This is a genomic window from Novosphingobium cyanobacteriorum, assembly GCF_029436685.1.
In the GTDB taxonomy this organism is placed as follows: domain Bacteria; phylum Pseudomonadota; class Alphaproteobacteria; order Sphingomonadales; family Sphingomonadaceae; genus Novosphingobium; species Novosphingobium cyanobacteriorum.
The window spans coordinates 14,420-27,370 of sequence record NZ_JAROCY010000025.1 but is presented as its reverse complement, the minus strand read 5'-3'; the positions used below and the strand labels follow the sequence as shown (position 1 = coordinate 27,370).

At 64.7% G+C, this 12,951-nt stretch carries 12 protein-coding genes; 4 read left to right on the top strand and 8 right to left on the bottom strand.

Annotated elements, in window-relative coordinates; translation table 11 throughout:
* Positions 1–8 precede the first annotated feature (8 nt).
* From POM99_RS19215 to POM99_RS19205, 3 genes are all read right to left on the bottom strand, one after another.
* Complete coding sequence (locus tag POM99_RS19215) at positions 9–1,208, bottom strand: cytochrome P450 (RefSeq protein ID WP_277280304.1); 1,200 nt, start codon at positions 1,206–1,208, stop codon at positions 9–11.
* A gap of 1 nt (position 1,209) precedes the next feature.
* Entirely contained in the window at positions 1,210–2,274 is a 1,065-nt protein-coding gene (locus tag POM99_RS19210) for a nuclear transport factor 2 family protein (protein ID WP_277280303.1), read from the bottom strand.
* Between the two features lie 61 nt (positions 2,275–2,335).
* Positions 2,336–4,630 carry a TonB-dependent receptor gene (locus tag POM99_RS19205; RefSeq protein WP_277280302.1) on the bottom strand — a complete coding sequence of 765 codons (2,295 nt, stop codon included), beginning with the start codon at positions 4,628–4,630 and terminating at the stop codon, positions 2,336–2,338.
* 196 nt (positions 4,631–4,826) lie between these two features.
* On the opposite strand from POM99_RS19205, the gene POM99_RS19200 reads away from it, so the two are divergent.
* The 4 genes from POM99_RS19200 to POM99_RS19185 all read left to right on the top strand — a co-directional run bounded on the left by POM99_RS19200 (position 4,827) and on the right by POM99_RS19185 (position 8,110).
* Positions 4,827–5,510, top strand: coding sequence for a TetR/AcrR family transcriptional regulator (locus POM99_RS19200; protein ID WP_277280301.1), 684 nt, complete (start codon positions 4,827–4,829; stop codon positions 5,508–5,510).
* 119 nt (positions 5,511–5,629) lie between these two features.
* On the top strand, positions 5,630–6,970 hold the full coding sequence (locus POM99_RS19195; RefSeq protein ID WP_277280300.1) for an aromatic ring-hydroxylating oxygenase subunit alpha: 1,341 nt from the start codon (positions 5,630–5,632) through the stop codon (positions 6,968–6,970).
* A gap of 2 nt (positions 6,971–6,972) precedes the next feature.
* A complete protein-coding gene (locus POM99_RS19190) occupies positions 6,973–7,659 on the top strand; it encodes an SDR family NAD(P)-dependent oxidoreductase (protein ID WP_277280299.1) in 687 nt (228 codons plus the stop codon).
* 10 nt (positions 7,660–7,669) lie between these two features.
* Complete coding sequence (locus tag POM99_RS19185) at positions 7,670–8,110, top strand: nuclear transport factor 2 family protein (RefSeq protein ID WP_277280298.1); 441 nt, start codon at positions 7,670–7,672, stop codon at positions 8,108–8,110.
* Between the two features lie 5 nt (positions 8,111–8,115).
* Here the strand turns inward: POM99_RS19185 and POM99_RS19180 are convergent, their stop codons facing one another.
* Genes POM99_RS19180 through POM99_RS19160 form a run of 5 tightly spaced genes read right to left on the bottom strand, consistent with a single transcriptional unit; the run spans position 8,116 to position 12,832 of the window.
* Positions 8,116–8,577 (bottom strand): GreA/GreB family elongation factor, encoded by a 462-nt coding sequence (locus POM99_RS19180; RefSeq protein WP_277280297.1) that lies wholly within the window; start codon positions 8,575–8,577, stop codon positions 8,116–8,118.
* Positions 8,574–10,445, bottom strand: a complete 1,872-nt coding sequence (locus POM99_RS19175; RefSeq protein ID WP_277280296.1) for an ABC-F family ATP-binding cassette domain-containing protein — start codon at positions 10,443–10,445, stop codon at positions 8,574–8,576. Before POM99_RS19175 ends, POM99_RS19180 begins: the two co-directional genes overlap by 4 nt.
* A 50-nt stretch (positions 10,446–10,495) precedes the next feature.
* On the bottom strand, positions 10,496–10,837 hold the full coding sequence (locus POM99_RS19170; protein WP_277280325.1) for an EthD domain-containing protein: 342 nt from the start codon (positions 10,835–10,837) through the stop codon (positions 10,496–10,498).
* Positions 10,838–10,845: 8 nt separating this feature from the next.
* On the bottom strand, positions 10,846–11,646 hold the full coding sequence (locus tag POM99_RS19165) for a sugar phosphate isomerase/epimerase family protein (RefSeq protein ID WP_277280295.1): 801 nt from the start codon (positions 11,644–11,646) through the stop codon (positions 10,846–10,848).
* Between the two features lie 7 nt (positions 11,647–11,653).
* Entirely contained in the window at positions 11,654–12,832 is a 1,179-nt protein-coding gene (locus POM99_RS19160; protein WP_277280294.1) for an aromatic ring-hydroxylating oxygenase subunit alpha, read from the bottom strand.
* Positions 12,833–12,951: the final 119 nt, after the last annotated feature.

The window sequence follows — 12,951 nt, the reverse complement described above, 5'->3', positions numbered from 1 at the left end:
TTGTGGCCTCAGGCAGGCCATTGCAGGGTGACGCGGCGCAGCGCGCCGACGATGCCGGGGACGGGGGAGAGGTCCGCGTCCGGGGCGAGTTCGAAATCGGGGATGCGGCGCAGCCATTCCTCCAGCGTGATCGCCACTTCCTTGCGTGCCAGTTCCTGGCCAGGGCACATGTGCGGCCCGCTGCCGAAGGCGGAATGCGGCGCGCGGCGGCGGGAGAAGTCGATCTTCAGAGGATCGTCGTTCTGCGCCGGATCGAGTCCGTGGACCTGCGTGGGCATGGCGATCATGTCTCCCGCCTTCAGGGTGACGCCGTGAAATTCCATGTCATGGCGCACCTCGCGCCCGATGGAAACGAGGCCGAAGCGGCGGAACAGTTCGTTGACGGCGGGCGTGGTGTTCCCGCCCATGGCGGCGAGATCGGCGCGCAGCGGCGGGTTCTGCGCCAGTTCCGCCAGCACGAAGCCGAGGAAATTGACCACGGTATCGACCCCGGCGATCAGCACCTGGGTGCACAGCTTCACCGCTTCGTCGGGCGTCATGATGCGGCCGCCCATGTCTGCGATGACCATCTGGCTGAGCATGTCCTCGCCGGGATTGGCGGTGCGCCTGGCAATGACCGGGGCGAGATAGGCGAAGAAGGCCTGCTTGCCCTCTTCGAAGGTCATCGGCATGCCGGGCCGGGTCATGCAGGCGGCCCAGTGGCGGATTGTGGGCGCATCCTGCATGGGCAGGCCCACCATGGTCATGAACACCCGGATGGGGAAGATCTCGGCATATTCAGCGGTGAAATCGCAGTGGCCGCGCGCGCGGAAGCTTTCGATCAGGTCAATCGCGGTCTGGCGGATGGAATCGCCGAGGCCGCGCACCGTGCCGGGATTGAGCCGGGCGTTGAGCAGCGCGCGATAAGGGCGGTGTTCGGGCGGATCGATGGTGGTGGGGATCAGGCCGTGGTGCTCGCCGATGGACTTGGGCACCACGATCACGCGCGAGGAAAAGCGATCGGGATCGGACTGCACCTGCTGCACCGCCTCACCCGAAAGAGCGATCCAGTGACCTTCGTTGCGGGGTGTCCATATCACGGGCGGATGGTCCGCCTGCAGCCTGGCCCAGGCGCGGTGGAAGCCGATCTCCTCGATCAGCGGCGGCTGGTAGACATCGACATCGGCCACGTGGCTTTGCGGAACATGCGCGGGGATGCCGGCATCCATGTCATTCTCCCAAGCTGGCCCAATGCTTGTAGACGGGGTCTGCCGGGCCGAAGCATCCCCAGGTGCCCAATGCCTCATAGAACCCGCCGCGCTGCAACGAGGATTTGTGAGAGGTATTCCAGTCGGTGACGAAAGTCCGGTTGCGGATCAGCCACTTGCCATCGCGCCGCACATAGCGATCAAGGTAGCGGCCGCCGGTGGTCACGTCCTGGCCGTCCATGACCATGTGGGCGATGGCGTAGTGTTCGCCCACCGCATTGTCGCCAACAACCTGCACCCATTCGTTGGCCACGGAATGGAAGCACAGGTCCAGCCGGGTGGAGACGAAATTGCAGATCTGGTCTGCGAACTGCGCCCCGCTGCCATTGATGACGCCGCTGATCACCACCGAATCCTCGCTGAAGATCGAGGCGAGCAGGGCCTTGTCAGCACGGTCCACGCCGCGGGCATAGGCCATGCACAGGTCATGGATCTCGGCACGGGCGAGAGCGTGGTGCAGGGCTGAGTCTGAAGGGGTGGTCATGGCCGGGGCATCCTTGGAACTGGCGGCGATTTCAGCGGCGTAGAGCGAGAGCAGGGCGCGACCAGGGTCGGCGGCCTGCTTGCCCCCTTGCGCGACATAGTGGGCGAGATCGGGGTCGCCGTCGCCGCGCTGGGCGGTGTTGGGGCGGTTGGTGTTGCCCTCGATCACGTATTGCCGGTGGGTGATGCGCCACTGGCCATCGATGCAGGCGTGGGAATCGAGGTAGCGGCCGAGCACCATGCGCTGCGTCTCGACGTCCTCGACATGGGCAATGACGTAGGATTCAGAAACGGCGCGGTCGCCATTGACCTTGATCCACATGTTGCAGGTGCGGTGGGTGGTGGGCGGGGCGGCCTTCTGCGCATCGCCAAGGATGGCGACGAGGGTTTCTGCAGGGCCCGAGAAGAAGCCGTAATCGACGGTGGCGCCGGGGTGATAGGCCGCGGCGAGCAGCGTGGCGTCGCCCCGATCCACGCCGCGGCTGTGCAGCGCCAGTGCATTGAGGATGCCGTGGCGGGCGGCGAACTGATGAGGGGTGACCATGGTTATCCCGAAGGAAAAAAGAACCCCGGCCAGTTGGCCGGGGTCAGGGAGGATCGATTGCCTAGAACTTGTAGCCGGCCGAGACACCGAACTGGCGCGGCGGCGCATAGCCGACGAGGCCCATGTAACCCGGCGAGTCATAGACGGTGGAGATGTAGCGCTTGTCGAACAGGTTCTTGCCCCACAGGCCGATCGAATAGCGATCGTCCGGTCCGTAGAAGGTCAGAAGACCGTCGACGAGATAGGTGGGCTGCACGGTGGAGCGCGGGGAGTCGATGATCGAGGTGTAGTACTTCTTGGCGGTGTACATCCAACTGACATCGGCCACGAGGCGTGCGCCGCCATTCATGCGATAGGTGTAGTTCGCCCCCAGCGTGCCGGCCCAGCGCGGCGCGTTCTGCAGGTCAAAGCCCTTGAGCTGGGTATTGGTGGCGCTGACCGGATCGAAGTACAGGAAATCCTTGTACTTGGCATCGAGATAGGCAAGCGAGCCGCGCAGGGTGAGGCCTTCGACCGGGATCGCCTGCACTTCCAGCTCGAAGCCCTTGATGCGTGATTTTGCGGCGTTGAGGATGCGGTTGCCCTGAACCTGGGTGTCAGCGTCGTAGTAGATCTGCGCGACCTGCATGTCGCGATAGTTGGTGTAGAACGCCGCGAGGTTCGTGCGCAGGTGGCGGTCGAAGAAGTCCGCCTTCAGGCCGACTTCGAAGGTATCGACCTTTTCCGGGTTGTAGGGCGTGTCACCATCCGCGGCCACGCCAATACGGCCGGTGAAGCCGCCCGACTTGAAGCCGCGCGCCCAGCTGGCATAGAGCAACTGGTTGCGGCCCATCTCGTAATCGAGGCCCACCTTCCAGCCGACGTTGTTCCAGCTCTTCTTGCCGCCGACATCAAGGCTGCCGGGGAAGGTCACGTCGAACTTGTCCCAGTCGGCCGAGGTCAAGGCCTTGCTGCCAAGGCCGGTATCCAGCGTGGAGCGTGCGTCGATGCTGTCATGCGTATAGCGCAGGCCGGCGGAGAACTTCAGCCCTTCGGCCAGCTTGGTATAGGTCTGGACAAAGGCCGAGAACGACTTCGTGCTCTGGTCCTGCACGTTGTACTGGATCAGGCCGGGAAGGGCGAAATCCAGGTGATACATCTGGTAATGGTTGTAGTCCGTCTTGAGGAAGAACACGCCGGCCACCGCGTTGAAGCTTTCGCCCACGTTGAACGCGGTGCGCAGTTCCTGGCTGAACTGCCAGCCATGGGTGCGGCGGCGGGTGGCGTTGTTGGTCTTGGCGGTACCGTCCTGGTCGGTGAATTCGAACAGGGTGAAGTTCTTGTATCCCGTGATCGAGGTGATATCGCCGATGGCGGTATTGTTGTACTGGATGGTGCCGACGAAGAACCGGGTCGTCATGTCGGACTTGTCAGGCACTTCATTGTTGCCGGAATAGTACTTGTCGGGCGCCTTGCACGGTTCGTTGGGCACGGCGCATGGGCTGACATACTGCGGCAGAACCGAGCCGTTCCAGAAGGTGCCAGCGGGGACATAGTTCGCTTCGCCCGGCAGGCCGCCGTTGACCACGATCGGCGCGCCGTTGCGTGCGGCGACATATTCGCCCTGCAGCGTGATCTTGAGATCGGCATTGGGCGTGATCATCAACTGGCCGCGCACGGCGTTGACGTTCTTGCGCCCCATGTCCTCGCCATTCCAGACGTTGGTGACCCAGCCCTTGCGCTCGGTATGAATGCCCGAGACCTTGAGCGAGACGACGTCCTTCATCAGCGGGGCCTCGATCGAGCCGGAGACGTCGAAGCGGTTCCAGTTGCCATAGGTGGCCCGGATGTTGCCGCCGAATTCGCCGGTGGGCTGGTTGGTGATGACGTTCACCACGCCGCCCGTGGTGTTCGCGCCAAACAGCGTGCCCTGTGGTCCGCGCAGGATTTCGATGCGGCCGGTGTCATAGGTATCGAGCAGGGCGCCCATCGAAAAGAACTGCGGCACGCCATCGACCACGATCGACACGGTGTTGCCGGCATAAGGATCGGGCTCGATCACGCCGATGCCGCGGATGGTGAAAACGGCATTGTTGGGCGTGTTGGCGAAGTTGTCGATCTGCACGTTGGGCACCGAACCCTGCAGCGCCTGCAGCGTGGTGACGTTGTAGGCGGCAAGCGTTTCCCCGCCGACCGCGGCGATCGAGATCGGCACGGTCTGAATGTTCTCCGCCTTCTTCTGCGCGGTGACGACGATTTCCTGGATGCCGCCGGCATCTGCTGCCTGCGGCGCGGCTTCCTGTGCCAGCGCCGGGGTGGCCCCCATCGCCAGCAGCGAAAGGCCTGCCAGCCAGCGCACGTTCGTGTGCTTCTTCATTGCTCTCACTCCCCTCCACGACCGGCGGGAAAGCCGGCTGTTCTTGGATCTTTTTCGCCTGTTCTCGCGGCGGCCGGTACGGCATAACCACGATACCGGCGTATCTGCCGGTTTTATGCGCCCAGTCGTGCCGGATCAGAAACTGAAACTTTGGACAGGGGCAGACAGGCGGCCGCGGAGCCACTATTGCAGGGGAATGACACAGGGTGGGGCGGTGACCGGATCGACGATGCAGAAGCGCATGCTGAAGGCGATGATGCCTTCCGGCATGGGCGAGCGCCCGGCGCGCTGGCAGCAGCAGAAGAGCGCCCGCACACGGCTGCGGCTGATCGAGGCGGCGATCGACTGCCTGGTTGAGGGCGGCTATGCCGGCCTGACCACGCAGGCGGTGGCCGAGCGGACCGGCGTATCCCGCGGAGCGATGCACCACCATTTCCCGACGCGCATGGAACTGGTGGCAGCGGTGGTGGAACATGTGTTCTATGAACGCATGCGCCTGTTCCTGGAGGATTATCTGGGCGAGATGGCGCGCGGCGCGCAGGGCGAGCTTGTGGAAGTGGCCGCCGCAGCGCACTGGCGCAGCGTGCAGACCCGCGAATATGCCGCTTATCTGGAAATGGCGGTCGCCGCCCGCAGCGATGCCGAGCTCAACGGCTTTTTCGAACCGGTGGCGCGGCGGTATGACGAGGTGTGGACCGCCGAGATGATCGAATCGTTCCCGCAGTGGCGCGACCAGTGGGAGACGATGAAGCTGGCCAGCGACTTCGTGACCGTAGCCCACATGGGGCTGCTGCTGCAGCGGCCGGTGATGGGGGAGGCCCGAATCGCGGCGATCCATGCGCTGATCGCGCGGGTGCTGGGCGGGCTCTACGACACCTGAAACCGATAAAACCGGCGCATTGGCCGGAAATCTCGCCATAATGTCAGGTGGCGCGGCCGTGGGGTCGGGCCACTATGGGCCAAGGCATCCACGATCGGGTGCGCGTGGGAGAGATTTCGATGAACGACCTGGGCAAGGGCATCCCGACGCTCAATGGCCGCGATCCGGCCAACCTGCGCGGCGATGCGATCACTGGCGACCGGTACTATTCCAAGGAATTCGCGCAGAAGGAATGGGACCGGCTGTGGACGCGCATCTGGCACGTGGCCGGGCGCACCGCCGAGATTCCCGAGCCGGGCGACTTTCTGGTCCACAATTTCATGAAGGAATCAGTGATCTGCATCCGCCAGGATGATGGATCGATCCGCGCCTTCTACAATTCGTGCCGCCACCGTGGCATGCGCATGGTGGACCAGACATCGTCGGTGGAGGCGATCACCTGCCCCTATCACGGGTGGGTCTGGGGCAAGGACGGTGTGCTGCAGCATGCGCAGGACCGCCACGATTTTCCGCAGGGCGACCCGTGCGGCAAGCTGAGCCTGAAGGAGCTGCGCTGCGACACCTGGGGCGGTTTCGTGTGGTACACGATGGACCCCGCGGCCGAGGATCTGCTGACGTACCTCGACCCGATGCCCGAAGTGGCCAGGAACTATCCGATGGACACCGCGGTGCGCGTGGCGTGGTACCGCATCGCGCTGAATGCCAACTGGAAGTTCGTGACCGACAACTTCTCGGAAAGCTACCACACCCGCACCGCGCATCCGCAGGTGCCGCCATGGATCGACCAGGACGTGGACACCGCCCGGCACGAGATGTGGACGCGCGGGCATGGCCGCACCGTGCAGCCGATGCGGCCTTCGCTGTCGGATCGGCTGCCGGAAGGCGTGGCGCATCCGTTCGAACATATCCTGCGCCAGTGGGACATCGATCCCGCCGGCTATGCCAGTTATGACGAGATGGCGATGCAGGGCTGGCTGGACCTGAAGGCGGCGAAGCGGCGGCTGTGGAAGGAGCGCGGCTATGTGCACTACGAGCACATGGACGACGAGGAGATCACCGACAGCCCGCACACGGTGATCTTCCCCAACGTGACCATCAGCTTCCTGCCCGACAACCTGATCTTCTTCCGCAGCGAGCCGCACCCGACCGACCCGGAGAAGTGCTTCTTCGACCTGTGGTGCATGGCCTTTCCGGTGGAGGGGCAGGAGACCTGCCAGTCGATCATGGCCGGCGAAAAGCCGCTGCGCGAAGTGGAAGTGTGCGAGCACCGCGATTTCGACGGCGGACGCGGCATTCCCGAACTGGCCGGGCAGATCGTCTATCAGGACATGGAACTGGCCGAGAACATGCAGGCCGGGATGCATTCGCGCGGGTATGAGGATGCATACCTGCCCGCACAGGAAACACGCGTGCGCTTCTTCCACGAAGTGCTGAACGACTGGATCGAAGGGAGACGCTGACAATGGCAACCGTGGCAATCACCGGCGCGGCGCGCGGGATCGGGCTGGAACTGGCAAGGCAGCACACCGCCGCGGGCGACACCGTGCTGGCGCTGGTGCGCAAGCCGAGCGCGGCGCTGGACGACCTGGTGGCCGGATCAGGCGGGAAGGTGAGCGTCCACACGATGGACGTGACCAGCGACACTTCGGTGCGCGATGGCGCCGCGAGCAGCGGCTCCGGGCCGGTCGACATCCTTTACAACGTGGCGGGCATTGCCGAACTGGCGGCGCCCGAACTGGAACCGGGCAGCTCTGACTGGGCGGCCTGGGATCGCGAGATCGACGTGATGGTCAAGGGGCCCTTGCGAGTGCTGCAGGCCTTCCTGCCGCGCCTGCGCGAAGGTGCGAAGGTGATCAGCCTGACCAGCCAGCTCGCCGCTTCGACCTGGCCCTACGGCGGGTATTATTCCTACGTCGTGGCCAAGGCGGGGCTGAACCGCATGATGCGCTCCGTCGCCATTGATCTGAAGGATCGCGGCATCGTGGTCGGCGTGGTCCATCCGGGCTGGGTCCAGACGGAGCTGGGCGGCCCCGGTGCCGAAATCACCCCACAGGAAAGCGCCGCCGGCATCAAGGCGGTGGCCGAGGCCTGGACGCTGGAGCGCACCGGCGACTTCCTGAAGTGGAATGGCGAAACTCACCCCTGGTAAGGAACGAAACATGGCGTTCACCGGCCCGATCGAGGATCGCGTGGCGATCCGCGAACTGATGGATACCCACGCCCATGGCGTGATGAACAAGGATGCGGACATCTGGGGCTCGATCTGGGCCGAGGATGCGCAGTGGGAACTGCCCGAGTATCCTGACCTTGGCGTGTTCACCGGCAAGGACGTGATCGTGTCGGGCTGGGTGGAATCGATGAAGCACTATGGCCTGGACAACTGCACCAAGCCGATGATCTATTTCATGCAGCCCGGATCGATCGAGGTGGACGGCGACGAGGCGAGCGCAGTCGCCTACACCATCGAGATCTTCGACGATCCCGCCACCGGCAAGCGCACCCGCACCACCGGCCGTTATGACGACAAGCTGCGACGCATCGATGGCGCGTGGAAGTTCACCTATCGCGCGTACCGGTCGATCTTCAACGACCGGGGATAAGCCGGTCAGGCCGGAGTGACGCAGATGACTTCGATGGCTTCTTCACGGCCATTGAAGTCCACGAACTCGCCCGGCTCCGCACCCATCATCGCGCGGGCGAGCGGGGCGGTGAAGGCGAGGCGATCCTGCGCGGGATCGGCCTCGTCATGCCCGACAATGGCGATTTCGCGCTCCTTGCCGTTGAGGCGGAAGCACACGCGGCAGCCGAAGGCGACCTGCCCTCCATCCGCAACGGGCTGAAGCTCTGCGGTGGCGAGGCGGGTGTGCCAGTACTTGAGGTCCCGCTTCGCCGCGGCGACTCCGGTGTCCTCGGTCAGCTTGGGCACGCTGGCTTCCAATTCCGCAACCTTCGCCTCGATCAAGGCGAGGCCCTTTGCGGTGACGAGGTTGGGGCCGGGCGGGATCGGCACTTCGAACTTGGGTTCGAGATGCTCGTCGTCGCTTTCGCGGCGGAAGGCGACGCTCATGCCTTGGCGCTTTCGACCGCTTCGACCGCTTCCATCCATGCCGCTTCGGCGGCTTCCATGTCCGCCTCCACCTGCGCGCGGCGCTTGCCGAGTTCGCCGAAGGCGAGGCCCTTCAGCTCCTTTGGCGCCTGCGCCGGATCGGCCAGGGCGATGTCGATGGCGTCAAGCTGCGCCTGCAGCCGGGTCATGCGGGTTTCGCTCTCGGTCACTTTCCGGTTCAGCGCCTTCCATTCCTCGCGCTGGGCCTTGCCGTCCTTGCGCGGGGCGGTGGCGGCCTTCGCCTTGGCATCGGCGTCTGCCGGCTGGTTCCGGCCGAGCACGAAATCGATGTAGTCAGGCATCGAACCGTCATAGGGCTGGGCGGTTCCGCCATCCACCAGCACAAGCCGGTCGGCGGTCAGTTCAACCATGTGGCGATCGTGGCTGACGAGGATCACCGCGCCTTCGAACACGGTGAGCGCCTGGACCAGCGCCTCACGCGCATCGACATCGAGGTGGTTGGTCGGTTCGTCGAGGATCAACAGGTGCGGTGCATCGCGGGTGACCATGGCCAGGGCCAGCCGCGCGCGCTCCCCGCCTGAAAGCGTGCCGACGTTGGCGGTGGCGATGCTGCCGGAAAAGCCGAAGCGGCCCAACTGCCCGCGCACGGCGAGCGGCGTGGCGCCTTCCATCGCACGGGTCATCAGCTCCAGCGGGGTGGAGCCGCCATCCAGCTCTTCAACCTGGTACTGCGTGAAATAGCCGATGCGGATCTTTGAGGCGGTGGTCATGCCGCCTTCCATGGCCGGCAGCTGCCCGGCGAGCAGGCGGGCCAGCGTGGTCTTGCCGTTGCCATTGCGGCCGAGCAGCGCGATGCGGTCATCCGGATCGATGCGCAGGTTCAGCCGCTTGAGGATCGGCTGCCCCGGAGCATAGCCCACCGCCGCGAGATCGAGCGTGATCAGCGGCGGGCGCACTTCGCCCGGGCTGGGGAAGTCGAAGTGCATCGATGGATCTTCGATCATCGCCATGACCGGCTGCATCTTGGCCAGCATCTTGGCGCGCGACTGCGCCTGCTTGGCAGTGGAAGCGCGGGCCGAATTGCGCGCGACGTAATCGCGCAGCTTTTCCATCTGCGCTTCCTGCGCGGCCTTTGCGGCGGCGGCCTGCGCCGCACGTTCGGCGCGCTGGCGCTCGAAGCCATCGTAGTTGCCGGGATACAGCGTCAGCTTGCCGCCCTGCAGGTGGAGGATGCCGTCGACAACGGTGTTGAGCAGGTCGCGTTCGTGGCTGATGACGAGGATCGTGCCAGGATAGCTTTTCAGGAAGCTTTCCAGCCAGAGCGTGGCTTCAAGATCAAGGTGGTTGCTCGGTTCGTCGAGCAGCAGCACGTCGGGCGCGGAAAAGAGCAGCGCGGCCAAGGCCACGCGCATCTTCCACCCGCCCGAAAAGCTGTCGAGCGGTTGGGCCTGCATCCCCTCGTCAAAACCCAGCCCCAGCAGGATGCGCGCGGCGCGGGCCGGAGCGGTCCAGGCATCGATGGCGATCAGCCGTTCGTGAATGTCGGCCAGCCTGTCGGCATCGGTGCAGGTTTCGGATTCCTCCATCAAGGCGGCGCGCTCGACATCGGCGGCGAGCACCGTGTCAAACGGTGTGGCGGTGCCGGTGGGCGCTTCCTGCGCGATATAGCCAAGGCGGGCGCGGCGCGGCAGGTCGATGTCGCCATCGTCGGGGTCGATCTGCCCCATCAGCGCCTTCATCAGCGTGGATTTGCCCGCGCCGTTGCGGCCCACCAGCCCGACTTTCCAGCCCGGCGGAATGGTGGCGGAGGCGCGATCGATGATGGTGCGGCCGCCAAGCCGGATGGTGATGCCCTTGATCGTCAACATGGCCCCGCGCCTAGCAGGGGCGGCGCAAAAGGGAAGAGTTCACCTTGGCATCAGGCAGGAAGGACGGATTCGTGGTCTTCCACGGTATAGCTGCGCATGCGGCCGCGATCGAACAGGCGCTCTTCGTCCTCCACGATTTCACGCATCGTCGCCTCGTCCGCCATCGCGGCGAAGCAGGCGTCGCAGGCGGCCTGGTCTGCAAACTCGATTTCCAGCACCACATCGAAATCGTGGGGCGCGTCCTGCCCGTCAGCGGGATGGAGATGGCGGCGGCGATAGCGGGTGGCGTAACCCGCCAGCACCTTCTCCCCGATCAGGCGGTGCCTGCTCTCGTAATAGGCGATGAAGTCTGCCTTGCTCATGCCCTCGCGCCGCTTGAGCAGGGTGATCATGGTCACGCTCACGTGTAGGCCTGCATCCATGCACGGGTGGCATGCGCCACGGCGGCGGCACGCAGCGCCGGATGGGGAAACGCCTCACGCAGGGCAAGGCTGCGCAGTTCGATGGACAGGGGGATGCCGGCTGGCAGCGTTTCGAACATCGCGGCCAGCGGCAATGCGCCCATGCCGCACTGTTCGCGCAGGTCAATCGCATCGCGGATCACCGCGTCGAAATCGGCCGGGTCGGGCCGTTCGGCTGGCGCATCACAGAACTGGGCATAGGGCAGCAGCGCAGGATCGACCTGCGCCAGTTGCGCCACGGTGGCGCCGCTGCGGTCGACATGGATGGGATCGATCAGCAAGGCCTTGCCGGGGTGGTCGATCCGGTCGAGCACCAAGAGCGCGGTGGCGAGGGACTTCACTTCGGTGAAAATGCCGAATTCCAGCGCGACCCGGATGTTGGCGGGGGCGGCATGTTCGCACAGCACCTGAAGCCGCGCGGCAGTGCGGGCATGGTCAGGATCCGATGACACGCACAGCACATTGCGCGCACCAAGTTCCGCGCCGACATCGATCACCTTGCGGTGATCGTCCATGCTGCTGTCGGCTTTCAGCCAGACGACTTCGACATCGAGCAGGGGCAGGCCGGTGGAGGCCAGGGCGGTGCGGGCATCGCGGGTGTGCCGGGCGGTCCATTCGGCAGGTTCCACCCACAGGCCGACCATGTCGAAGCCGCCGGCAGCGGCGGCTTCGATGGTTTCCACCGGGCCGAATTCGGGCACTACGCCCGATGCCAGAGAGATCGGGTTGGGCGCCGTCATCGGCCGATCACATTTCCGGTTCGGGAAGGGTGGGATCGTCCTGCAGATACCAGTTCAGCCATTCATGGAAGTACTGGTTGCCGCGTTCGTTGCGGCCGAAGGTCAGTTCGTCATGCGCGCCGGATTCGAGGCCCTTCTGGATCTCCAGCCCGATGACGTAGTCCTCCTGATAGGTCACATCGCGGAAGAAGTTCATCGCCGCTTCCACATTGGCGCGGTCTTCCTCGTCGCGGATCGGCTCGCGGCGCAGATAGTTGAGCACGGTGCGGTTCTCGCCCGGCGTCGGCCCGGGGAAGAGCTGCGCCACCTGCGTGATCTCGGGCGCGATGAAGGCGGACACGTTGGGGAACATGATCCGCACGAAATCGAAGCCGTTGTTCTCCTGGGTGCCCCATTCCTCGCGCGGGATGTCCTTCAGCGCCTCGGCAATGCGATGCTGGGGGAACCCGATGCGCTGGTGCGGGCCGAACCCTTCATAGTGCATGCAATTCGACGGCGTGCGCGGGAAGATCGTCTGCGGGTGGAGCGAGGCGAAGTGATAGCCCTCGAGATAGCCGTCATAGGCGACCTTCCAGTTGGCGCCCTCGATCACGCGACTGCCCATGTAGGACCAGTTGGCGAAGTCCAGCGCCTCGAAATCCTCGAGGAACCCGCGGAAGAACCTGTCCACGTCAATGGGCGCGTTGGGCGTAAGCACGACGAAGATCATGCCGGCCTTTTCCTGGGCCGGCAGTTCGCGCAGGCCCATGCCGGGCTTGTCCACCTCACCAAACTTGCTGGCTTCGGACACGCCGATCAGCTTGCCGTCCTGGCCGAAGGTCCAGCCGTGATACTTGCAGGTGAAGCGCGGGCAATTGCCGTGGCCTTCTTCCGCCACCGGCGCGCCGCGGTGCGAGCAGACGTTGAGGAAGGCGCGAACCTGCCCGGTCTTGTCCCGGTTGATCAGCACCGGCATGCCCACCGCGTCCATCGCCTTGTAATCGCCGGGATTGGGCAGTTCGGCGGTGAAGGCGAGCATCAGCGGCACGCGCTTGAAGATCAGCTCCATCTCCGCCTTCCACTGGTCGGCATCGGTGTAGCTTTGCGTGGGGACACGCATGGTCTTGTCGGTCAGGAAGGTCTTCTTGTTCTCGACATAGTCGCGCATGATTTCCGCGACTTCGCCGATGCGCTGGATGCGATCCATGGTTCTCGTGCCTCTCCAGACCCGCTGGGCCGGGTCATCATGCCGCGACCATGCCCGCGACAGGGCTGGTGCGTAACCTGTGATACTTGGCAGGTTCGGTATTCGTCCTCACCCTTTTG